At 62.8% G+C, this 22,120-nt stretch carries 24 protein-coding genes and 1 pseudogene; 10 read left to right on the top strand and 15 right to left on the bottom strand.

Translation table 11 applies throughout. The features are described 5' to 3' along the window. Positions 1-15: 15 nt before the first annotated feature. Both P0Y58_18695 and P0Y58_18690 read right to left on the bottom strand, forming a co-directional pair. A pseudogene (locus P0Y58_18695) lies at positions 16-171 on the bottom strand (TetR/AcrR family transcriptional regulator). A gap of 28 nt (positions 172-199) precedes the next feature. After that, entirely contained in the window at positions 200-1,216 is a 1,017-nt protein-coding gene (locus P0Y58_18690) for an LLM class oxidoreductase (protein WEK33359.1), read from the bottom strand. 165 nt (positions 1,217-1,381) lie between these two features. On the opposite strand from P0Y58_18690, the gene P0Y58_18685 reads away from it, so the two are divergent. Beyond that, positions 1,382-2,278, top strand: a complete 897-nt coding sequence (locus tag P0Y58_18685; GenBank protein ID WEK28926.1) for a LysR substrate-binding domain-containing protein — start codon at positions 1,382-1,384, stop codon at positions 2,276-2,278. A gap of 43 nt (positions 2,279-2,321) precedes the next feature. Here P0Y58_18685 and P0Y58_18680 read toward each other — a convergent pair whose 3' ends face one another. After that, a complete protein-coding gene (locus P0Y58_18680) occupies positions 2,322-2,831 on the bottom strand; it encodes a ProQ/FinO family protein (GenBank protein WEK28925.1) in 510 nt (169 codons plus the stop codon). Between the two features lie 295 nt (positions 2,832-3,126). Here P0Y58_18680 and P0Y58_18675 point away from each other — a divergent pair, with 295 nt between their 5' ends. Beyond that, on the top strand, positions 3,127-3,423 hold the full coding sequence (locus P0Y58_18675) for a hypothetical protein (protein WEK28924.1): 297 nt from the start codon (positions 3,127-3,129) through the stop codon (positions 3,421-3,423). Between the two features lie 70 nt (positions 3,424-3,493). Here the strand turns inward: P0Y58_18675 and P0Y58_18670 are convergent, their stop codons facing one another. Continuing rightward, positions 3,494-4,156, bottom strand: coding sequence for a tellurite resistance TerB family protein (locus tag P0Y58_18670; GenBank protein WEK28923.1), 663 nt, complete (start codon positions 4,154-4,156; stop codon positions 3,494-3,496). A 219-nt stretch (positions 4,157-4,375) separates the two neighbouring features. On the opposite strand from P0Y58_18670, the gene P0Y58_18665 reads away from it, so the two are divergent. The 6 genes from P0Y58_18665 to P0Y58_18640 all read left to right on the top strand — a co-directional run bounded on the left by P0Y58_18665 (position 4,376) and on the right by P0Y58_18640 (position 10,695). Then, positions 4,376-6,004, top strand: a complete 1,629-nt coding sequence (locus P0Y58_18665; protein WEK28922.1) for a mechanosensitive ion channel — start codon at positions 4,376-4,378, stop codon at positions 6,002-6,004. A 186-nt stretch (positions 6,005-6,190) separates the two neighbouring features. Next, positions 6,191-7,177, top strand: coding sequence for a DUF1852 domain-containing protein (locus P0Y58_18660; GenBank protein WEK28921.1), 987 nt, complete (start codon positions 6,191-6,193; stop codon positions 7,175-7,177). Positions 7,178-7,218: 41 nt separating this feature from the next. Continuing rightward, complete coding sequence (locus P0Y58_18655; protein WEK28920.1) at positions 7,219-8,250, top strand: methionine synthase; 1,032 nt, start codon at positions 7,219-7,221, stop codon at positions 8,248-8,250. A 25-nt stretch (positions 8,251-8,275) separates the two neighbouring features. Next, a complete protein-coding gene (locus tag P0Y58_18650) occupies positions 8,276-8,785 on the top strand; it encodes a flavin reductase family protein (GenBank protein ID WEK28919.1) in 510 nt (169 codons plus the stop codon). A 16-nt stretch (positions 8,786-8,801) separates the two neighbouring features. Continuing rightward, positions 8,802-9,746 carry a LysR substrate-binding domain-containing protein gene (locus P0Y58_18645; protein ID WEK28918.1) on the top strand — a complete coding sequence of 315 codons (945 nt, stop codon included), beginning with the start codon at positions 8,802-8,804 and terminating at the stop codon, positions 9,744-9,746. 112 nt (positions 9,747-9,858) lie between these two features. Then, positions 9,859-10,695: a Ku protein gene (locus P0Y58_18640; GenBank protein WEK28917.1), complete on the top strand. Its 837-nt coding sequence runs from the start codon at positions 9,859-9,861 to the stop codon at positions 10,693-10,695. On the opposite strand, the gene P0Y58_18635 is transcribed toward P0Y58_18640, so the two are convergent. The 9 genes from P0Y58_18635 to P0Y58_18595 all read right to left on the bottom strand — a co-directional run bounded on the left by P0Y58_18635 (position 10,690) and on the right by P0Y58_18595 (position 18,719). Further along, a complete protein-coding gene (locus P0Y58_18635) occupies positions 10,690-11,376 on the bottom strand; it encodes a glycosyltransferase (protein ID WEK28916.1) in 687 nt (228 codons plus the stop codon). The two genes, P0Y58_18640 and P0Y58_18635, sit on opposite strands and share 6 nt — an antisense overlap. Then, positions 11,373-11,972 carry an SAM-dependent methyltransferase gene (locus P0Y58_18630; protein ID WEK28915.1) on the bottom strand — a complete coding sequence of 200 codons (600 nt, stop codon included), beginning with the start codon at positions 11,970-11,972 and terminating at the stop codon, positions 11,373-11,375. Before P0Y58_18630 ends, P0Y58_18635 begins: the two co-directional genes overlap by 4 nt. Positions 11,973-11,982: 10 nt before the next feature. Beyond that, on the bottom strand, positions 11,983-12,738 hold the full coding sequence (locus P0Y58_18625) for a PIG-L family deacetylase (GenBank protein WEK28914.1): 756 nt from the start codon (positions 12,736-12,738) through the stop codon (positions 11,983-11,985). Further along, on the bottom strand, positions 12,735-13,757 hold the full coding sequence (locus P0Y58_18620) for an acyl-CoA dehydrogenase (protein ID WEK28913.1): 1,023 nt from the start codon (positions 13,755-13,757) through the stop codon (positions 12,735-12,737). The genes P0Y58_18625 and P0Y58_18620 overlap by 4 nt, the downstream gene beginning before the upstream one ends. Next, a complete protein-coding gene (gene ligD, locus P0Y58_18615) occupies positions 13,757-16,225 on the bottom strand; it encodes a DNA ligase D (GenBank protein WEK28912.1) in 2,469 nt (822 codons plus the stop codon). Before ligD ends, P0Y58_18620 begins: the two co-directional genes overlap by 1 nt. A 111-nt stretch (positions 16,226-16,336) precedes the next feature. Beyond that, positions 16,337-16,804, bottom strand: coding sequence for a DoxX family protein (locus P0Y58_18610; GenBank protein ID WEK28911.1), 468 nt, complete (start codon positions 16,802-16,804; stop codon positions 16,337-16,339). A 10-nt stretch (positions 16,805-16,814) separates the two neighbouring features. After that, the gene (locus P0Y58_18605) at positions 16,815-17,570 is read right to left on the bottom strand and encodes a DNA-binding domain-containing protein (protein WEK28910.1); all 756 of its coding nucleotides are present in this window, start codon (positions 17,568-17,570) and stop codon (positions 16,815-16,817) included. Then, positions 17,567-18,400 (bottom strand): DUF692 domain-containing protein, encoded by an 834-nt coding sequence (locus P0Y58_18600; protein WEK28909.1) that lies wholly within the window; start codon positions 18,398-18,400, stop codon positions 17,567-17,569. The genes P0Y58_18605 and P0Y58_18600 overlap by 4 nt, the downstream gene beginning before the upstream one ends. 16 nt (positions 18,401-18,416) lie before the next feature. Further along, positions 18,417-18,719 carry a DUF2282 domain-containing protein gene (locus tag P0Y58_18595; protein ID WEK33358.1) on the bottom strand — a complete coding sequence of 101 codons (303 nt, stop codon included), beginning with the start codon at positions 18,717-18,719 and terminating at the stop codon, positions 18,417-18,419. Between the two features lie 167 nt (positions 18,720-18,886). Between P0Y58_18595 and P0Y58_18590 the strand changes: the two genes are divergently transcribed. Together P0Y58_18590 and P0Y58_18585 are read left to right on the top strand one after the other, a co-directional pair. Beyond that, positions 18,887-19,474, top strand: coding sequence for a sigma-70 family RNA polymerase sigma factor (locus P0Y58_18590; GenBank protein ID WEK28908.1), 588 nt, complete (start codon positions 18,887-18,889; stop codon positions 19,472-19,474). Then, positions 19,461-20,102 carry a DUF1109 domain-containing protein gene (locus P0Y58_18585; protein ID WEK28907.1) on the top strand — a complete coding sequence of 214 codons (642 nt, stop codon included), beginning with the start codon at positions 19,461-19,463 and terminating at the stop codon, positions 20,100-20,102. Before P0Y58_18590 ends, P0Y58_18585 begins: the two co-directional genes overlap by 14 nt. Positions 20,103-20,125: 23 nt before the next feature. Here the strand turns inward: P0Y58_18585 and P0Y58_18580 are convergent, their stop codons facing one another. Together P0Y58_18580 and P0Y58_18575 are read right to left on the bottom strand one after the other, a co-directional pair. Then, positions 20,126-21,145, bottom strand: a complete 1,020-nt coding sequence (locus P0Y58_18580; protein WEK28906.1) for an AraC family transcriptional regulator ligand-binding domain-containing protein — start codon at positions 21,143-21,145, stop codon at positions 20,126-20,128. Beyond that, on the bottom strand, positions 21,142-22,071 hold the full coding sequence (locus P0Y58_18575) for a GGDEF domain-containing protein (protein WEK28905.1): 930 nt from the start codon (positions 22,069-22,071) through the stop codon (positions 21,142-21,144). Before P0Y58_18575 ends, P0Y58_18580 begins: the two co-directional genes overlap by 4 nt. Positions 22,072-22,120 lie beyond the last annotated feature (49 nt).

Raw genomic sequence — 22,120 nt, 5'->3', positions numbered from 1 at the left:
AAAGTGATCGGGTTGTTACGAATTATTGCTATTCAAGCACCCCCGCAACAACAGATCGAGCGCCATGCATGCCTGGGCCAGGCGCGCATGGCCGTCTTCAGCCTCCGCAATCCACACAGCCGCTTCTGCCAGGCTGCCGTGTATCAATGAAGCCAACGCCTGGGCGCGCGCCGATGGCGTTCAGCAGCCTGCGCAATGCCTACCAGTTTTGCCCGTGAGGTTCTGGCCCCAGCAGGGATGGAAACAATGGCAGCACTTCTGCTGCCAGTTCCTGGATGATCTCCTGCGCCGGGCGCCGGGCCATCTGCATGCCAAGTGCCGCATGATTGACCCCAGCCTCGCGCCACTCATGCAGCAGCTCGATCAACCCGTTGCGGCCTGTGCGCAACAGGTAGCCACCCTGTTGCGGTGTTCGGGGGAAGTTTGGGTCTTCATCGAGATCGATCCATTCGTTGGTGACATGTGGACGGAAGCCGCCGTCAGGAATGGCCGCTCGCCAAGCCCGGATCTTCTCGGCCAAGCGCCTTGGGCCAAGGAGGTTATGGGTGGCTTCGGGGTAGGTAAGCCAGCCGTCAGCCTGTTCGCCCAGCCACTGCAAGGATTGGCGTGACGAGCCGGTCATCAGTAACGGGATGCGCCCGGTAACGGGTTGCGGCAGCAGGCGGGCGCCATCGAGTTGGCCCAATGGCGAGTGGATCAGCGCAGAGTGGCCAGTCAATAACTGACGGAAGTAGTCCACACTTTGCGCGAAGCGCTCTCCACGCGTCTCATGGGGCAGGCCGTATGCGGGGAACTCCACGGGGCGGTCGCCTGAGGCAATGCCCAACACCAGGCGTCCACCCGACAGGCAGTCCAGGCTGGCCGCAGCTTTGGCCAGGTCAATGGGATGGCGTAGCGTGAAGATCGCGCTACCGGTTGCCAAGGCGATATTGCGGGTGTGGGCCGTCAGATAGGCCAGGTAGGTGAAAGGGTCGAATACCTGGCCGGCGTCACCGAAAACCGGGTCGTACAATGGTACATCGCGTACCCACACGGCTGCGAAGCCCAGCCGGTCGATTGCGTTGACCAACTGCGCCTGTCCTTGGAGCACAGCCATGTCACCGTCATGGAAGCGAAGTGGCAGGAAGATACCCAGGGTCAACTGACCTTGGGCGAACATGCGACGGTAACCGGGATGCTCAGCGAAGGCATCGGCGCTGGCGCCTTTGCTGTTCATGTTCGTGGGCAATTTTTGGTCGGGGCTCAGCGAGTCCTGCATACTTTCCACCTTAATTAAACTGATTCGAGTTTCTCTGGCTGCACGCTATGCTAGGCATCAAATAGCGGGCGCACTAACGATCACTTCACGCACTAACATCAGTTTTTCTAAGGTTGGAATTGTATGGGGGCGGTCTTGCCGTTGCTCGCTTTGCGAGCTTTCACTGAAACCACCCGGCTGGGCAGCCTGAAGGCAGCTGCCGAGCGCATGGGTGTTACCCCCGGCGCAATCAGTCAACAGATTCGTGTGCTGGAAGACCGTCTCGGCGTAATCCTGCTGACCCGGAACCGTTACGGGGTGCAGCTCACCGAGGCCGGAGCGAGCCTTTATCCTGGGCTTTCACGCGGCTTTGGCCAGATCGAAAGCGCACTGCTGGATCTTGAAGTGCTGACTCGCGCGAACACCCTGACGATCAGCACCCAGCCTTCATTCGCGTCTGGCTGGCTTGTGCCGCGGTTGGTGGATTTCAATGCGCAGCACCCGGAAATCGACGTGCGTGTACAGTCCACGGCCGAGCTTGTCGACCTGCATCGTGACCCTGTCGATATTGCCCTGCGCCATGGGCTGGGCGATTACCCTGGGCTGGAGTCGATACCGCTACTGGCGCCTGTGCTGCTGCCGGTGGCCAGCCCTGGCCTGCTTGCCGACGGGCCGGCGCTCGATGAGCCGCAGGATTGCCTGCGCTACCCACTGCTGCAGGATGCCGACCGTGCCGACTGGACGTTGTGGTTGCAGGCTCATGGTGTTCAGCCGGATCAGCGTAGCCGCCGCGGGCCCAGTTTCGACGAAGACCTGCTGTTGTTAAGCGCCGCCGCCAGTGGCCAAGGCATCGCACTGATACAGGGGCAGCACGCGGAAGAAGACCTGCGAAGCGGCAGGTTGGTGGTAGCGATAGACCGCCCTTGGCCTTCGCGTTTCGCATACTACCTGGTTGCCCGCCAAGAGAACCTGAACCGGCCCCACGTACGCGCATTCATCGACTGGATTCAAGCGCAGCTTGAATCCGGTCTCGACCGTTAGGCACATGCTCGGCCCAGCTCAATGCTGGGCCGAGCGACCGAATTCAGTCTGTAGTCTGCTTCTCTGCGGTCTCGGCAGCGGGGGCCGCAGCAGGCGCTTTGGCCTTCGCACGATTTCGTCGCTCCTGGCTGCGATGCCGCGCAGCTTGTTGCTTGGCATGCGTTGCCTGAGTGGCGGTCACAGTGCCGGCGACTTGGCCATTCAAGTCCAGACGCGGCGCATTTTCGACCATGCTTGCCCAGTATCGGGTTCCCCGGCACCAGGTGGAAATGCCCAGCTTGAGCTGTTCGCTGGTGATACCGAGCAGTTCAAGGTGTTGCTCGGCATCCTTGAAAATGCCTTCTTTGAGCGGAACCTTAGGGGCCGGATTGACAGGGAAGGCCAGTGGAAAATGCTTCTGCAATGGCCAGATCGCTGCAACCGCCGGGTCCTGCTCGCGAGGCTTCGCCTGGGGCGCCGGCTTGCGTTTGGGCTGTTTGGGGCTATCGGCCTTGTCCTGCACTTTCTCCGCCCGCAGGCGGTCACGTAGCTCAGCTAGTTGTTCAAAACCCATCGTTCAATTCACTGCTTCAAAGTTGATTGCGAGCCACAAGGATATGCCATGCAGCGCTTCAGATCAGCTTAAACAGGATGAATTGCCCCAATTTCCCTGAAAACGCCACATTCGCCTGCCCGGATACAGGTCAATGCCGGCCCTGCTGCACGTCGGTATTTAGTGCGGCGCAGTATCAAGTAGCTGCATTTGGTATCGCTCATCCGAAACGCGGCGAATAAATACATCCACTGCCGGAGCGCCGCAGTCGTACCCATACACAGGCTTTTCTGTGTCTGACTTGAGGTAAGCGATCATGGCTAATAATCAAGACAAGGGCGGTAATCAGGGCAATAACACCACAGGTACCGGGCAACAGGGTGGTCAAGGCTCAGGTGGTGGCATGCCGAACAAGCAACAACAGGGTCATGACCAGCCGGGGCAAAAGCCCGAGGACAAGATGAACAAGGACTGGGACCGTGCTGGTGATACCGGAAGCAAAGGCGGCCGGCCTGAAGAGGGCATGACCGACAAGCAGAACCCGGCTGACAAAGACCGCATGGGTGGCCAGCAGTCGCAGCGTGATAACCCGCAGCGTGACCAGGACCGCTGAGCGGCCTGTTAACGTCGCCGGAGGCAGCAACACGCGTTGGAGCGCTTGCCTCCGGCTGTTTTCAGTCCGTTCAGGTAGTTGCCTTGGCCTGCTGTTCCAGGTGCACCTGCAATGTCGGGTCGATCTGCAGTGCGCCGGCCAGTTCGTCAAGGTAGGCCCGCTCGTCGTCCTGCTGGTCATCCACCAGCATCACGCTGGCCAAGTACATTTCTGCAGCCATGGCCGGGTTTTGGGCCGACCGGGCCACTTCGGCAACATCGAGGGGCTTGCTGACTTCCTCATCCAGCCATTGCTGCAGTTGCGGGTCACTGGTTTGACGTTTGATTTCAGCGTAGATCAACTGTTCTTCCTGCTTGTCAATGCGCCCGTCTGCCTTGGCTGCCGCAATCAGCGCGCGCAAGATCGCATGGCTATGGTCCTCGGCCTCGGGGCCTGATAACTGATCGACAGTCTGTAGCGCCGGTTGCGGGGCTGCCGCCTGGCTGCGCTGCCAGCTTTGATAGGCCTGGAACGCCATCATGCCCAGCGACGCCAGTGTCGCGAAATTGCTGCCTCCGGTAGAGCGCCCCTGGGGAATACCACCTGTGCTGCCGCCCGCTCGGCCACCCAACAGGCCACCCAGCAAGCCGCCCAGACCGCCCAGGCCGTCTTGTGCCACGCCGCCACTGCCTTGGCGCGATTGCGAGCCTTGTCCGGCCCGAAGTAACTGTTCGAGTAGATCACTGGTGTTCATGGCATCGCCCTCGCTCGCTAGTCGTTGCCCAGAAAACCAACGATAGCCCGCTAAAGGCGAAGCGCCATGACCGTCTGGCCGACTGGATCCGGGCGGCAGGCGCGTTCGGCCACGGCAAAAAACCTTGCTTGCGTTGGTCCCTGGGCCTTGGCCCCGGCCAGTGGCGCCTGTGCTATCACTACAGCAACGCTGTTCGTCCCACAGGCCAAGGAGTGTGCAATGAATCGCCTTTTGACGGTGTTGCTGATGCTGTGCGCCTTGCTGCCGATGGTGGGGCAGGGCAAGGACGCCTTCGGCAACGCCACAGATGGCGTACCGGGCGAACCGGCAGAACTGCGTATTGCCAACCGCAGCATCATTACCTTTCACGCCACGCTGCTGGGCGAAACGCCTGCTGCCCGCGTGCAGCGGGCAAGGTCGGTGATCGAGGAGGCGCTGCGTGGCACCGACGAGCTGAAGGTCAGCATTGACCCAATCGTCAACAGCCACCTGGTGCTGCTGGGTGGGCGCCGGGCGTTCATCGTCGCACCGAAGGACCTGAGTGAGGAGGGCGGCGACACCCGCGAGGCCGCTGAGCAGGCAGCGGCCACCTTGCGCCAGGTAGTCGACGAAACCGGCGAGGCGCGCAGCGTGCGTTTTCTGCTCAAGGCGCTGGGTTTTTCCGCTATTGCCACGCTGGCTTTTGTGGTGCTTATCAAGGGCGCCAACCTGGCCCGGCGCAAGCTGCGCGGCCGCCTGCCGCAGCTGATGCGTGAACGTGCGCGGCAGATCAAGGTTGGCCAGCTGCCACTGTTCGACATGCAGTATGTGTACTTCCTGATCGATCGTCTGCTGCGCCTGTTGTACTGGGTCATCGTACTGTTGCTCAGTTACCAGTGGTTGAGCTTCGTGCTGTCGCAGTTCCCTTATACCCGGCCGTGGGGCGAAAGCCTCAATGTGCACCTGCTCGACCTGCTGCGTTACCTGCTTGACGGTATCCTGCACGCTATCCCGGGCATTGCCGTGGCCTTCACGATCTTCTTCATCGCCCGCGGCATCAGCAGCTTCAGTCGGCGCATCCTGGAGCGCCTGGCTCGCCCGGGCACCTTGAAATGGCTCACCGAAGAAACCTTGCAACCCACGACACGGCTCGCTTCGCTGGCAATCTGGCTGTTCGCCCTGGTCATGGCCTACCCGTACCTGCCCGGTTCTGGTACCGATGCCTTCAAAGGGCTCTCGGTGCTACTGGGGCTGATGATTTCGCTCGGTGCCACCAGTGTGGTGGGGCAGGCGGCGGCGGGGTTGATCCTGACCTATTCGCGCACATTGAAGGCTGGTGAATACGTGCGGGTCGGCGACAACGAAGGCACGGTGACCGAGGTTGGCATTTTCAATACCACCATCCGCACAGGCCTTGGCGAGGTGCTGACCTTGCCCAACTCAATGATCACCGGCTCGGTGACGCGCAACTATTCGCGGGTGGTGCAAGGGCACGGCTACATTGTCGATACCGTGGTCACCATCGGCTACGACACGCCGTGGCGCCAGGTCGAGGCGATGCTGGTGGAAGCGGCCTACCGCACCGATGGCATTCTGGAAACGCCCAGACCGCAGGTATTCCAGACCGGGCTTTCGGACTTCTACCCCGAATACCGCCTGGTGGCCCAGGCAGTACCTGCCGCGCCAAGGCCGCGCGCGGAGTTGCTGAGCCTGTTGCACGCCAACATCCAGGACGTGTTCAACGCGTATGGGGTGCAGATCATGTCGCCGCATTATCTGGGGGACCCGGCGCAAGAGAAGTGGGTGCCGCGAGACAAGTGGTTTGCCGCCCCGGCGCGGGAGCCGGGTGATGCTGGCAATGATGCCTGAGCACCCCTGGACGCACGGTGCTCGCCGAGTTGCCGTGCAGGCGTCTGTTCTTTGGCATCATTACCCGGGCGCGTCATGAGCGTGGCTAAAGGCGCTGTGAAATCAATTCAGTTCCCCCCGTCAGCCCCCCAACCTAAAATACAGGCCAATTAGAGAGTATATGGATATTTGAGTGGGTTCCCGGTCATGACAAATAAAGACTTCAACTTTTCCATCAAGAGCATTCGTTTCGACGAGCATTATCACCCCTCCGAGAATACGCGCCTCACTACCAACTTCGCCAACCTGGCGAGGGGCGCGAGCCGGCAGCAGAACTTGCGCAGCACCTTGGGGATGATCGATAACCGCTTCAATGCCCTGGCGCACTGGGATAACCCCAAAGGGGACCGCTACGCGGTCGAGCTTGACATTATTTCTGTCGAAATGAGTATCGGTGCTGAAGGCGGCGATCACGCGCTGCCGCTGATTGAAATATTGAAAACAAACGTTGTCGACCGACAAACCGGCGAGCGCATCGCGGGCATGGTGGGGAATAATTTTTCTTCCTACGTGCGGGATTACGATTTTAGCGTATTGCTGTTGGGGCACAATGCGAACCAACCGGTGTTCAGCACGCCAGACCATTTCGGCGAGCTGCACGGAAAGCTGTTCAAGCGCTTCGTGAACTCAAGCACTTACAAGGCACATTTTGACAAGCCGCCGGTCATCTGCCTGAGCGTTTCGAGCAGCAAGACCTACCATCGGACGGATAATCATCACCCTGTGTTGGGTTTTGAGTATCAGCAGGATGAGTATTCGTTGACGGATACCTACTTTGAGAAGATGGGGTTGAAGGTGCGTTACTTCATGCCGCCAAACAGTGTTGCGCCTTTGGCCTTCTATTTTGCCGGTGACTTGCTCAGTGACTACACCAACCTTGAGCTGATCAGCACCATCAGCACCATGGATACTTTCCAGAAAATCTATCGGCCCGAAATATACAATGCGAACTCTGCCGCCGGGAAATGCTATCAGCCCAGCTTGCAGCACCAGGATTACTCACTGACGCGTATTGTTTATGACCGCGAAGAGCGAAGCAGGTTGGCCATCGAGCAGGGACGGTTTGTCGAGGAGTACTTTATCAAACCCCACCACGCGATGCTTGAACAGTGGTCCGCCCACTACGCCTGCTGATACACGCCTGCTGATTAACTGAATATATAAGGTCTACCCTCGTGAAAAAGCTGTTACCTACTTCGACCGCTGGCAGTTTGCCGAAACCCTCCTGGCTCGCACAACCCGAAACGCTCTGGTCACCCTGGAAGCTGCAAGATGAGGCATTGATCGAAGGCAAGCAGGATGCCCTGCGCCTGGCATTGCAGGAGCAGCAACACGCCGGCATTGATATCGTCAGCGATGGTGAGCAAACCCGCCAACATTTTGTGACTACCTTCATTGAGCACCTGAGCGGCGTTGACTTCGAGAAGCGCGAGACCGTCAGGATTCGTGATCGCTATGATGCAAGCGTACCGACAGTGGTAGGTGCTGTTGCTCGGCAAAAACCTGTGTTTGTCGAAGATGCCCGGTTCTTGCGCCAGCAGACCCGGCAGCCCATAAAGTGGGCGTTGCCAGGCCCCATGACCATGATCGACACGCTGCACGACAACCACTACAAAAGCCGCGAAAAACTGGCTTGGGAGTTTGCCAAGATCCTCAACCAGGAAGCCCGAGAGCTCGAGGCCGCCGGTGTGGATATCATTCAGTTTGATGAACCCGCCTTCAATGTCTTCTTTGACGAGGTGAATGACTGGGGGGTTGCCACCCTGGAACGGGCCATTGAAGGCCTCAAATGTGAAACCGCCGTACATATCTGCTATGGCTATGGCATCAAAGCCAACACCGACTGGAAAAAGACCCTGGGGTCCGAGTGGCGGCAATATGAAGAGGCCTTCCCCAAACTGCAAAAGTCCAGCATCGATATCATCTCGCTGGAATGCCATAACTCCCATGTGCCGATGGATCTGCTTGAGCTGATTCGAGGCAAGAAGGTGATGGTGGGCGCGATTGACGTGGCTAACTACACCATTGAAACCCCTGAGGAAGTCGCCAATACCTTGCGCAAGGCACTGCAATTTGTAGATGCAGACAAGCTCTATCCTTGCACCAACTGTGGCATGGCGCCCTTACCGCGTGGGGTCGCCCGCGGCAAGCTCAATGCGTTGAGTGCAGGTGCAGACATCGTGCGCAAAGAACTTTTGGCCATTTAAAGGCACCCAAACGCCAGGACCTACCATGTCACTTCCCAGTACTGCCATCGCGCCATTGAGCTTTCGCGAAGCGCTCGGGCACTACGCATCGGGCATCACGGTGATCACTTCACTCATCGATGGCAACCCGATAGGTTTCACGTGCCAGTCGTTCTATAGCGTGTCGATGAGCCCACCGCTGGTGTCGTTCAGCGTGATGTCCAGCTCGGCCAGTTATCCCGGTATTCGTAGAGCGGGTCGATTCGCAGTCAACATTCTTTCGGGTGAGCAGGTTGGGGTTTCCAACCAGTTTGCCCGCAAAGGCACTGACAAGTGGCAGGGTGTCGACTGGCAGGTGTCGCCGCTGGGTAATCCGGTCATAACCGGCAGCCTGCACTGGCTTGACTGCGAGATTCACGCCGAACACGCTGCCGGCGATCATTTGATCGTGGTAGGTGAAGTGAAAGCGTTGAACGTGCAGGACGCTGTGGCGACGCAACCCTTGCTGTATTTCAAAGGACAATATTGCAACCTTGCCGCGCATGGCGCGGTTTGAGGGTTGCCCTCTGCTCATGATTGACTTGAGACACCTACGCACCCTCCACGCCCTGCGCGAAACGGACAGCCTGCCCGAGGCAGCCGAACGCCTGCACCTGACTCAATCGGCGCTATCACACCAGTTCCGGGAGCTGGAAACCCGCGTTGGCATGCCAGTGTTTGTGCGCAAGTCCAAACCGGTACGCTTCACCACGGCGGGGCTCAAGTTGCTGCAACTGGCCGACCAGGTCTTGCCGCTGATCCGCACAACCGAGCGCAACCTGAGCAAGCTCGCTGGCGGTGCGGCCGACCGGCTGCACATCGCGATCGAGTGCCACAGTTGCTATCAGTGGCTGATGCCCTCGCTGGACGAGTTTCGCTGCGCCTGGCCGGAAGTTGAACTGGACCTGGCATCGGGGTTGTCGTTCGCGCCCCTGCCGGCCCTGGAGCGGGGTGACCTCGACCTTGTGGTGACTTCCGACCCGGTGACCCTCCCGGGGATCACCTACGTGCCGTTATTCGGCTACGAGGCAATGCTGGCCATCGACAAACATCATCCGCTGCGCGAAAAGCGGTATCTGGAGCCGGCTGACATCGCCAGCCAGACCTTGATCACGTACCCGATCGAGCGCAACCGCCTGGACATCTTCACCCGCTTCTTCGACCCGGCCGACATGGAACCGGCCCAGATACGTACTGCAGAAATGACCGTCATGATGATGCAGTTGGTGGCAAGCGGCCGAGGTGTGTGCTGCCTGCCGAACTGGGCGGTGCACGAGTACACATCCCGCGGCTATGTGCTGGCCAAGCGGCTGGGCGCAGCCGGGTTGCAGGCCACGCTGTTTGCGGCTGTACGCAGCGACATGCTCGAAGTGCCTTACATGAGCGATTTTCTGCTCACGGCGAAAGACATTTCGTTTGCGACGCTTGAGGGCGTCAATGCGGTGTCAGCACATGCTGCGTGGCCGCAGGGCGTTTGACAGGCCGTCGGCCCCCCCCTTTGCCATCAAGCAACCAGACTAAACCTTTGTACCCGTCGTCAGTCAGTTCCAGAAAGGGGCCGTCATACGGTTACAGGCATAGGAGGTCGACATGGCACGGGCTATCTGGAAAGGCGCGATCAGTTTCGGGCTGGTGCACATCCCCGTTGCACTCAACGTCGCAGTGCGTTCCGAGCGGGTGGACTTTGACTGGCTCGACAAGCGCAGCATGGAGCCGGTGGGCTACAAGCGGGTCAACAAGGTCACCGGCAAGGACATCGACAAGGACAATGTCGTCAAGGGCGTGGAGTACGAGAAGGGCCGCTACGTGGTGATCAGTGAGCAGGAGATCCGTGATGCGCGCCCCGAGGCGACCCAGACCATCGATATCTTCTCGTTCGTGCAGGCTGGCGAGATTCCGCTGCAGCACTTCGACACACCCTACTACCTGAGCCCTGACCGCCGGGGTGGCAAAGTGTATGCACTGCTGCGCGACACGCTGGAGAGCACCGGCAAGGTGGCCTTGGCCACCGTGGTGCTGCATACCCGGCAGCACCTGGCGCTGCTGCGGCCGCTGGAAGACGCACTGGTGCTGATCACCCTGCGCTGGCCGGAGGAGGTGCGCAGCGTGGAAAGCCTGGAACTGGACAAGAGCGTGACGGATGCCAAGGCCGACAAACGCGAAATGGGCATGGCCAAACGCCTGGTCGAAGACATGAGTGGGTCATGGGCACCCGATGAGTACCACGATGCGTTTCGCCAGACCATTCTCGACCTGGTGGAAGAGAAGGCCAGCAAAGGCAAGATCGAGACGGTGGATAAGAGCGACGGCAACGCCGTGGAGAAAGGCGCGGATATCCTCGACCTCACCGAGCTGCTCAAACGCAGCCTCGGCGGCAAGACCAAGGCCGCAAAGCCTGCGGCCAAGCGACCGCGCAAGGCCTCATGAGGGTGTATCCCGGACGGGTTGGCAGACCTGTCCTTCCAGGCCACTGAGATAGTCCCCGAATCCAAGCTTCGCCCGGCTATCACGCCGGCTGCTGGTGGCTACGCTGTGTTCGGCGGTCCAGACAATCTGCGCCCCGCTGTCTTGCAGGGCCTGCACCAGTTGAACATCCTCATGGGCCGCTACTGGCTGGAACCCGCCAGCGCGCTGGTAGGCCTTGGCGCACACCCCGAGGTTGGCGCCATGAATATGCCGGTGCCCCTCACGTGCCTGGTAAAGGCTGCGGTACAGCTGGCGAAAGGCGATGCTCTGCCAGGGTTGCCAGCGCTCGATGTGCACGGTGCCGCACACCGCATCAGCGTGCCATTGCAACTGCGAGGTCAGCCAGTGCTGCGGGACGCGGCTGTCGGCGTCGGTGCATGCCAGCCATTGGGCACCGCGGGCGATCATCCACGCCGCACCTGCCTGCCGGGCGACGCCGACGTTGCCTGCCTCCAGTTCAAGGGTATGCACACCGTGGCGGCGGGCCACCAGCGCACTGCTATCGCTGCACCGGTCCAGCACCACCAGCACCTCTACGGCAAAACCTGCTGCCTCGGCTCGCGCAGCTGCAGCCTTGATTGCCTTGAGGCAATGCCCCAGGCGCCGGGCCTCGTTGTGGGCGGGAATGATGACGGCGATCATGGGCAGCGCTCGTTGAGGTCAACCACGCTGGGCTGGCACGTCCAGTATTCGAGAATGAAATCCGCCTCTTCGTGACGCAGCAGTGAATACAGGGGTAAATGCTTCGCCAGCAGGGCATGCACCTCGCGGCCATCCTGCGGACAGCCGACGATGGGGTGGCGCCAGTGGCAGGCGAGCAGGCCGCCATCGCCAGTCAGGCTGGCCACTGATTGCTCGATCACCTGTAGCCAATCGGCGGGATCGAGGTAATAGCCGATTTCGCTGAGCACGATCAGGTCGAACTGTCCGCCTGGCCAATCGCCCGGCAGATGCCCTTGCTCGACACTGGCATGCTGCGCGGTATTCAAGCGCTGCCGTGCCAGCCCCACGGCGGTCGGGTCGATGTCCTGGCACAGCAAGCTGTCGCACCGCTCGGCCAGCAGCACGCTCAATTCGCCGTTAGCACAGCCCGGCTCGAACACGCGCTCATAGCGCTGGCGCGGCAGGCTGGCCAGCAGCAGGTCGCGCTTGCGTCGTTCATACCAGCGGGTGCGAAAGGCCCATGGGTCATCGCTGTCGGCATACAGGTCGGCGAAATATTGCGCGTTCAGGCTCATGGCGGCTCCATCACAGGAAGACCAGTTCAAAGGGTTGCAGCAGGCACGCCTGCAAATGCGCCGGCACCACGGGCGGGCGGTCACCGTCGGGCTGCAATTGGCTGACATGGGCGGCCAAGGCTTCGCGCTTGCGGGCCTGGCGTGTTTCATCGACCTGCAGGCGATGCGCCCGCGACCACGGCAGGCGTGGGTCGTCGGGTACGGCCCAGTGCCAGGCCCACACGGGCGCTTCGGCCAGCTGTGCGCCGCGTGCCTGGGCGGCCTGGGCCGCGGCGCGGCCTGCTGCCTCGTGGTCGCAGTGGCCATCGCCACGCCAGGTGGTCAGCAACAGGTCGTCGGGCTCCAGCAATTGTTCCAGGTGACGCACCAGGAAGGCTTCATCGCGGGGCAAGGCGCCGTCCTTGAGATTGAGCCGCCGCCAGTCCAGGCGGTTGAGGTCCAGGTCCAGCTGCTGCAAGGCATGCCGGCTTTCGAGGGGGCGCTGGTGACGCAGGCGCTGCTCGGTCCAGTGCGGGGAGTGCGGGTGGCTGCCCTCGCCATTGGTGGCCGAGATCAGCACCAGGTCCTGTTCACGCCCTTGAAAGCTGGCAAGCAGCCCGCCGGCCATGAGCACCTCGTCGTCCGGGTGCGGCGCCAGTAACACCAGGCGTCGGCCAGGTGGGCACAGTTGCTCTGGCGCAAGCCAGGTGGCGCGTGCCAGGTACGCGGAATGTTGCCAGTCGCTCCATGACGTGCCCGTGGCCGCATCAATCAGGTTCTCGCTCATAGTTGCCATGCTCCTGTCGGTGTGCGGGCCACTTGCCGGCCCAGTTCGGCCAAGTCGCGTTCAGCGTGGCTCTGGCGCAGGTACACCGGCAGGTCGGCGCTTAGCCGGGCGAAATGGCTGCTGCGGCAGAAGGGTGTGGCACCCAGGGCCCTGCCTACATGCTGAATGACCTGCTCCACCGCCTGCTCGATCTGCGCGCGGGTCCGGCGTACTACGAAACTGGCGTCGGCCTGGGGGTGCTGATCGATCCAGGCGGCGCATTCGCGAAGGGCGGCGCGGGCACCATACAAGGCCGCATCGACCGCGCCCAGATGAGCCTCGGCATGGGGGTCGGGCCGCGGTTTGCTGCAGTGCTCGCGCAGGTAGCCTGCCAAGGCCTCGGCCGCGCCGTACCAGCAGGCCGCGATACCCGCGCCGCCCTGCCAGAAGCCAGGACGGGACAGGTACTGGCCTGGTGCGCCGACCGCCAGCCCCGGCGAGTCGTCGAACTCGACGTTGACACTGGCGGTGCAGGCCATGCCCACGGCCTGCCAGTGTTCGGCCTGGATGCGCTGGCTGGGATGTGACAGCTCGACGGCCACCAGCTGCGGCTGGTCGTCCTCCCAGGCGGTCAGCAGCGCCCTGTCGATCTGCAGTGCGCCCGAACACCATGCCTTGCAGCCTTGCAGTCGAACCCGCTCGCCATCGCGCGCGACGATGCGGGCCCTGGCATCCGGCGGCTCGGCAGCCCAGACGCCCCAGATACCGTCGTGAGCAAGGTGAGTGGCGCCGCACTCGGCGAGGATCGCCAAGGCATCGGTGTGGCCTTCATACAGCTTGGCCAGGCCGAGATCGCAGCCGCCGACCCGCGCCAAGGCACGCCAGCGCTCCAATGTGTGCCCCTGGCCAGGCAGGGGCAGCAGGTCGAGCTGTTGCGCTTGCAGCGCCTGCAACAGTTCCGGCAGCAAGGGGTCGAGGTCGATAGCCCGCGAACGGGTACCGAAGCGGTGCAGCAGCCGGTCGAGGTGGGCGAGGTCCATCAGGCGATCCCCAGTTGCTTGCGCATGCGCACGGTGATCGATTGCCGGGTCGAGCCCAGATCGGTCCAGGGGTCTTCCATCTGCGTAAGACGCGCCTGCAAGTTGCCGATATGCCATTGGTTGGCGCCCTTGAGCTTGGGCAACTCCTCGCGCCAGATGGGCACCGACACTGGCAGGCCTTCGCGGGCGCGCAGCGAGTAGGCGGCCACAGTGGTTGCGCCCTTGCCGTTGCGCAGGTAGTCGATGAAGATGCGCCCGACCCGGTTCTTCGGCCCGGAGACGGCGCTGATGCGATCCGGGAACAGGCCCGCCATGTGTTTGACGATGGCATGGCTGAAGTCCTTCACGTCTTCCCAGCCAGCCCGACGGGTGAGCGGCACCACCAGATGCATGCCTTTGCCGCCGCTGGTCTTGAGAAATACCTTCAGGCCCAGCTCATCAAGCAGGGTGAGGGTGAGCTGGGTGGCTTCGAGCATGGCCTTCCATGGCAGTGCCGGGTCGGGGTCCAGGTCGAGGATGAAGCGGTCAGGCCTGTCGAAGTTGCTGTCGGTGGCATTCCATGTGTGCAGTTCAAGCATGTTCATCTGTACTGCGCCCAACAGGCTCTCGGCTCCCTTGATTACCATTGCCGCCTGGCCGGCCTGGGCCTTGGTGTAGCTGGTCACATCGGGGAGATGCAACTGTTCGGCGTTTTTCTGAAAGAACAGCTCACCGTCGAGGCCTTCCGGGGCGCGAACCAGTGCTACGGGGCGGTGTTCGAGCTGTGGCAGCAGCCAGTCGGCGACTTGGGCGTAATACTGCGCGACCTGGCGCTTGCAGGTGCCACTGGTCTTGTCGATCACGCGGTCGGGGTGAGTCAGGCGCAGGTTGCCCAGCCCCTTGGACCGTGCGCCTGCTGTGGTGTTGGCTGGCATGGCGCGTTCCAGGGGGATGGCCGTGGCGGGTTTGTCGTTGCGCAGCCCGTGAAATACCGCGTGACGCACGATGCCTGTTCGGGTCATCTGGGCATAGGCGACTTCGGCCAGCAATTCAGGCTTGAGCCAGTGCACGCCTCGCGCATCGGCACCGATGGGGGGCTCAGGAAAGGGCGGCTTGGTGGCGTGCAGGGGTTTCAGGCGGCTAAGGATGCTCTCCAGCGTGGCGGCACTGAAGCCGGTGCCTACCTTGCCGGCGTAGCGCAACTGGCCGCTGTCGGTGTCGTGCAACGCCAGCAGCAGGGCGCCGAAGCCTTGGCGGCTGCCTTTGGGCGGGGTGTAGCCGACGATCACGAACTCCTGTCGCTGCTTGCACTTGAGCTTGATCCAGTCGCTGCTGCGCCGGCCAACGTAGGGGCTATCGATGCGCTTGCCGATCAGCCCTTCCAGCCCTAGCCGGCAGGCACTGTCGAGCAGCGCGTCGGCTGGCTGGTTGAAGTCTTCGGAAAACTTCAGGATCTCCGATGTGTTGTGCTTCAGCAGCTTGGCCAGGGCCGCCCGCCGATCTTGTACGGGCAAGTCGCGCAGGTCCTTGCCGCCGAGGTAGGGCAGGTCGAACAGGTAATAGGTAATTTCATCGTCGTGCTCGCTGTCGAACGCGGCCTGCAAGGCCTGGAAGTCGGCCACCCCCGTCTCGTCTGCGACCACCATCTCACCGTCCAGCCAGGCAGCGTCGAGCCGCAGCGCTTTCAGCGCCTCTATCTGACGGGGCAGCTTAGCGCTCCAGTCGTGGCCATTGCGGGTGAACAGGCGTATATCGTCCCCCTCGATGCGAGCCAGCATGCGGTAACCATCGAACTTGACCTCGTACCGCCAGTCGCCGTCGGGGGGAGAATCGGCCAGGGTCGCCAGCTGTGGTTGCAGCATATCCGGCAGGGTGCCAGGGCTAGCCTTGCGTTTGCGTCCGCCTGTTGCTGCCTTGGTTGGGGGGCGCGGTACCAGTGTGCGGTCGCTCAACACGCTGTCCGGCAGGGCGTCGACGATGCTGTAGTCCGTTTCGCTGCGGGCCTCGCCATCGTGGGACTTGACCAGCATCCACTGCTCTTTCTTACCGGCCAGGTGGGTACGAAACAGGTTCCAGACGCCTGACAGCTTTTCACCTTGCAGGCGAAAGCGCAGCTTGCCTTTGGCATAGGCCTCGCGCGGGTCGCCTTCAGGCTCCCAAAGGCCCCGGTCCCACACGATCACGTCGCCGGCGCCGTAGTGGCCTTCGGGGATGTGGCCTTCGAAACTGGCGTAGTCCAACGGATGGTCTTCTACATGTACAGCCAGGCGGCGAACCTTGGGGTCGAGGGAAGGGCCCTTGGGAATCGCCCAGCTTTTAAGGGTGCCATCCAGCTCCAGGCGAAAGTCATAGTGCAGGTGGCTGGCATCGTGCTTCTGGATACAGTACTGCAACCCGTGGGCGGGCCTCGGGTGGGCGCGTTTGCCGGCCGGCTCGGGTGTGGCGGTGAAGTCACGCTTGCGCTGGTACTCCTGCAGGGGCTTGGCCATGGTGGGCTCCGGGACAGTTCGCGGTCTCTTGATTGGGAGAGGGCGCCTGCACATGGAGTTCAAAAAAAGCGGGGGGGCGCGGACCGGCGAACCGGCACACCCGCCACAGGCTCAACGCAGCCCCATGGCCCGATCCAGCGACAACGCACCTGCGCCTCGCGCGATCAACAGGAGCAACAAGCCCGCCCACGTCAGATGTGTCGGCCAGGCATCCGGGTACACGAACACCTCGATCACCGTGGTCATGCCCAACAGGGCCAGGGCTGAAAGCCGGGTGAACAGGCCAAGCACCAGCAACAGGGGGAACAGGTGCTCGGCATAGGTTGCCAGGTGGGCCGCCAGCCAGGGTGAAACCAGCGGCAGGGCATACTCGCTCTGGAACAGATCATAGGTACTGGGTGTGATGCTGAGAAACCCTTCGACCTTGGTGCGCCCGGACAGGAAGAAGGTCGAGGCGATGGCCATGCGCGCCACCAGGCACAGGAGGGTGTCGCTGAGCAGCAGCTGTATACGATCGGCGAGGTGGTTCCAGCGTTGGCGCAGGCGCTTGTCGGGGTGGGTGGTGTGGATGATGTCCATGGTGCTTCCTTCAGGCGAATGCAAGTGGACGAAAGGCCTGGGCTGCAAGCAGCCGGCCGAGCAGGTCGGTGAAGTTCAGGTCGGGTTGGCTCGCGAGTGCAATCTGTGAAGCCTGTTGCAAAGGCAAACCTTGGGCGCAGGCATCGAGAAACGCGCAGCCGCCGAGCTCCAGTGTTTGTTGGGTGACACCTTCGGCGGTACCGCTGAGCACAGCACCCTCGGCGACCCACGGCTGGTCATGCGGCCACGGTTGGCCTTCGCGGCTATGCCGCCACAGGCTGAACGCCGGATGCTGCGCGAACCAGCACCAGCGCACACTGCTGCGCGGGGCCAGGAAACTGTTCGCCAGGTCGGTGGCCGTCATGCCGGCCAGGTCGGCAAGCGCAAGACAGGGATCGCAGGGGGCGCTGAACGCCTCGCACCAGGCGAAATCAAGGCGTGCGACGTCGGCCAGATACGGCAGGCCGTGCTGGGCTTGCATCTGTTCGAGAAAGTCGGCGAAGGCCGCGCCATAGTGGATCAGCCGCGGGTCGTCGGGTGGCGTTCGTTGCGCGTAGGCGGTAGCTGCGTCCTGCATCCAGGCCGGGCCTGTCAGCGCTTCGACACTGGGGAAGTTTGCGCGCAGGGCATCGACGCAACCCGCGAGCACGGTGTTGCGGTACACCGCAAAAGCGGCGTGCCGGGTCAGCGCGACCAGCTGCGGGGCAGGGCGGTGATACAGCGCTTCGACGAAGGCGGCCTGAAACTGGCCAAGGGAAAGCTTCATGGTCGTGCTCCTGCGCTATCGAGCAGTGCCTGGGCGGTGCCGCGTTCTGCCAGTAACTCGCTGAACGCGGGCAGGTTGCCGTCACGCTCGATCAGGGTCGGACGCGGGCCGATGCGGGTGAGCAACTGCTGGTACAACGCCCAGACCGGCGTAGCGATGGCGGCGTCATGAGAGTCGATCAGCAGGCTGGCCTGGGCGTCGTGGCTGTGGCCGGCCAGGTGGATTTCGCTGATGGCCTGGGCCGGGAACCGCGCCAGGTACGCTGCAGCGTCGAACCCGAGGTTGTGGGCACTGACGTGCACGTTGTTGACGTCCAGCAACAGGCCGCACCCCGTGCGCCGCACCAGCTCGGCCAGAAAGTCGATTTCGTCCCAGTCGTGCCCTTCCATGGGCAGATAGTGGCTGGGGTTTTCCAGCGAAATGCTGCGCCCGAGCGCATCCTGGGTACGTTGGACGTTATCGCAGATGCGGACCAAGGCCTCGTCGCTGCGGGGGAAAGGCAGCAGGTCGGGCAGGTACTGCCCACGCCAGCTCGACCATGCCAGGTGCTCCGATACCAGCGCCGGCTGCACCTGGTCGATCAGCGCCCGCAGGCGATGCAGGTGCGTTTCATCCGGCGCGGCGTCCGCTGCCAGCGACAGCGCGACACCGTGCAGCGACAGCGGATGGTGTTCGGCGATGCGTTGCAGCCAGGCCATGCGTGGGCCGCCGAGCATGTAGTTTTCCGGGTGCACTTCAAACCACAACCCGTTGGCCCGGCAGGCCCAGGCGTCGGCAAAGTGGTCAGCCTTCAGTCCAAGGCCTGCGCCCAGGCAGTGAGTCCCGTTCATGATCGGCGGCCTGCGTTCAGGACTTGAGCGGGGTCAAAGAGCCCATGCCGTTGGGCGTCTTGATGGACGTGCAGGTGCCAGCGGGAACGTTCTTCCAGTGCATGCCGTCGTAGTCCATTTTGGCGCTGCCAGCGCAGCTTGTGCCGGCGCCGGCCTTGCAGTCGTTCTTGCCAGCCATGGCAACGCCGTAGCATTTTTCCATGGCGGTGCCGGTGGTGGCTTTGGTCGCGTCAGCGGCCTGGGAAATACCGGCCAGCGAAGCGAGGGCGAGCGCGGCGGTGGCGAGGGCGAGGGTTTTCATGATGCGTCTCCGGGAAATGGGGCCGTGGTGGTTTACCGGCGGCTCATGGAGTAGTTCGCAGCCTGGGTTGAACGGGTTACAGCACCTGGAAATTTTTTTTCATCCGCTGTGCCATTCGCCTACCGTATGAAGGCGGCACGCGGTTGATGGGAAAATTTTCACGGTGGATGTAACCTGGGAGGCCGATGCTACGAACTACTTCTCAGCAGGCGCTCAGCGCGCGCGAGGCCCAATTGCAGGCATTGCTGTTGCAAGGGCTGGCGGGCGACGCTGCGGCCTATCGGGCGTTTTTGGCGGCGCTGGCGACGCATGTGCGTGGCTTTCTGCTACGGCGCCTGGAACAACGCCCCGCTGATGTCGAAGACTTGCTGCAAGAGGTGCTACTGGCTGTGCACAACGCCCGGCATACCTACCAGGCGCAGCAACCCCTGACCGCCTGGGTGCAGGCGATTGCCCGCTACAAGCTGGCAGATCACTATCGCAGCTATGCTCGCCACGGTGCATTGCACGACGGGCTGGATGATGACAGTGACCTGTTCGCACCCGGCGAGGAAGAAGTGGCGCAGGCGACACGCGACCTGGGCAAACTCCTGGAGCGGCTACCGGCGCGCCAACGGTTGCCCATCGTTCATGTCAAACTGGAGGGGTTGTCGGTGGAAGAGACCGCCCGCATGACCGGACTTTCCAGTTCGGCGGTGAAAGTGGGCATCCACCGGGGCCTGAAGGCACTGGCCAAGCTGATTGGAGGCAAGGGCGACGATGAAAACCGATGACTTGATTGCCCTGTTGGCGGCCGGAGAAGGGCCGGTGGATCGCCATGCATTGACCCGGCGCTTTCTGCTGGCGTTGCTGGGCGGCGGACTGGCTGCAATCGTGCTGACGGTGGCCCTTTTCGGCGTACGTGGTGACCTGGCCCAAGTGGCACACACTCCGCTGTTCTGGGCCAAACTGGCCCTGCCCGGCAGCCTGGCGCTGCTGGCACTGTGGCTGACTCAGCGGCTGGCCAGGCCAGGAGTCAAGGGGGGGCTGCTGTGGGGCCTTATGGGGCTGCCGTTGCTACTGGTATGGCTGGGCGCGGCAGTGAGCCTGCTGGGCGTGCCGGTGGACGCCCGGGCGGACCTGCTGTTCGGGCGCACCTGGCGCACCTGCCCGCTGAACATCACCTTGCTTTCGGTGCCCACCTTCATCGCGTTGTTCTGGGCAATGCGCGGCTTGGCACCCACGCGCCTGCGACAGGCGGGTGCTGCGGCTGGCTTGCTTGCAGGTGCCACGGCAACCCTGGCTTACTGCCTGCATTGCCCGGAGATGGCTGTGCCGTTCTGGGGGCTCTGGTACGTTTTGGGGTTGCTGCTGCCGACCGCCGCAGGGGCGGCGCTGGGGCCGCGGTTTTTACGCTGGTGATCCCGGCGCTACGGCCCTGGGCATCAGCCCCACAAGGCTTCCAGTTCACTGGGCACACGCCCGGTCCAGCGCTTGAACGAACGGCGGAAGTTGGTGCTGTCGCTGAACCCGAGGTACTGCGCAACCGCGTCGTTGCTGTAGCCCTTGACCTGGTAGAGGTACAGCGCCTGATCGCAGCGCACCTGGTCCAGTTGTTCCTGGAAGTTGGAACCGTGGCGGGCCAGGCGGCGCTTGAACGAGGCGGGGCTGGTGGCGAACGCGGCAGCCACCCGTTCCAGGTTCAGCGGTTGGCGAATCAGCCCGAGCAGGTGCTCGTAGACCAGGTCGAGAAAGCTCGCCCGCCAGCCCCAGGCCGCCAGCTGTGTATCGCAGGCCTGGCGTGCCACTTGCTGGGCAGTCGACCCGGCACCCGGCCAGGCGCGCAGCAGGTATTCCCGGGGCAGGCTCATCACCGTGGATGGGCAGCCGAAAGCCAGGGAATCGCCCAGGTGCACCCAGTACTGTTCGACGTAGGTCGGTTCGGCATGGCTGAACTGGAAACGCCACGGCAGTTGCTCTTGCTGCTGGCGGCGCGCGAGGGCGACTACAGCAGTCATGCTGGACTCCAGCAGGAAGCGGCGCTGCTCGTCGATGGCGCAGCTTTCCCGCCAGTACAGGTGCAGGTAGTGCTCATCCAGGCGCAGCACCGGGCTGAGCAACGGCGACAGCAAGGCGCGGTACTGTTCGATACGCTCCAGGGCCTGCAGCAGGTGATCGGCCTGTTCCAGCAACAGGCTGGCGGCACCGTGGTGCCCGGGCCACAGGCGCTGGCCGTAGAGGAAGCTGCTGTCGTCGGCATCGAGCAGCCGCTGCGCATTGCCGATCAGGCGAAGGAACTGCTGTGGGCTGATCAGCGCCTTGCCGCTGATCACGTCGTCGTAGAACAGCCCGCAGCCGCGTAGCAGGTGATGGGTATCGATCTGCCGCGAACGGGCCAGGTCGATCAGCGCAGCTGGCAGGTGGTGGGCGGTGATGAAGCGGCTGTCGCCGTCATAGCCGTTCATGCCCGCTGCGCCTGGCGCGCTTGGCGGCTCTTGGCCTGGGCCAAGGCGTGGTTGAGGCGTTTGAGCAAGTGGTCTTCGTCTTCCTCCAGCGCCATCACGCTGGCCACTGTGGCCGTCAGGTGCAAGCGCTCGCCATGCCGGCCGGTGTGGTGGGCGAGGTGGGCGATGCTCTGGCGCAGGGCCTCGGCCATGGCCTGGGCCTGGCGCTCACCGGTGTTGGGCAGCGCGGCGACGAAGCGGTCGCCGGCCAGGCGGCAGAGTATGTCCTGCTGGCGTAGGTTGAGCAGCAGCAGCTGGGCCACCACTTGCAGCACCAGATCGCCTTCATCCTGGCCATAGCGTTGGTTGATCTGGTTGAAGTCGTCCAGGTCGACGACGATAAGCGACAATGCCTGCTGCTCGCTGGCGGCCTGGGCAATGGCCTGTTGCAGGTGCTGGCGCAGGTACTTGGCACCGGACAGCGGAGTGAGCTTGTCGAACAGGCGGTGTTCGCGGAACAGTTGCTCGCGCTTGCGCATCTGCGCGGTGATGGCGTGCTGCTCCTGCTGCAGGTGGTACATGCCCAGGGTCAGCAGCAGCATGCCCAGCGGCATGGGCGCAGTCTCCAGCCAGTTGTCCCAGACTGCGTCGTCGGGCAAGCGGATGAATTCGTCGAGGGTGTCCATCCACATCGAGAAGGCGATGAAGCACAGGCCCAGCGAAAGCAGGCGGGTGACCCGGCCAGCAGGGCGCCCGCGCAGCAGCATGACCAGCCAGCCACAGAGGATCAGGCAGGTGCCGCCTTCGCCGGCGACGTCCATCCAGTTGATCTCGGCCCAGGCTTTGAGCGTGCCGGCGGCCAGGTAGACGAGCAGGCCGGCGTTGGCCGCCAGTACCAGGCCGGCCAGCGTCAGGGCGTGCTGTTTGAACAGGGGGCTGAGGCGCATGGGGTGTCCTGTGATTGTGTTGTTGCCTGTGCTGGCACCTTCGCCGGCA

The sequence above is a fragment of the Candidatus Pseudomonas phytovorans genome (assembly GCA_029202525.1).
GTDB classification, from domain to species: domain Bacteria; phylum Pseudomonadota; class Gammaproteobacteria; order Pseudomonadales; family Pseudomonadaceae; genus Aquipseudomonas; species Aquipseudomonas phytovorans.
The sequence above is the reverse complement of the archived record's forward strand: the minus strand, read 5'-3'. Positions and strand labels throughout refer to the sequence as shown.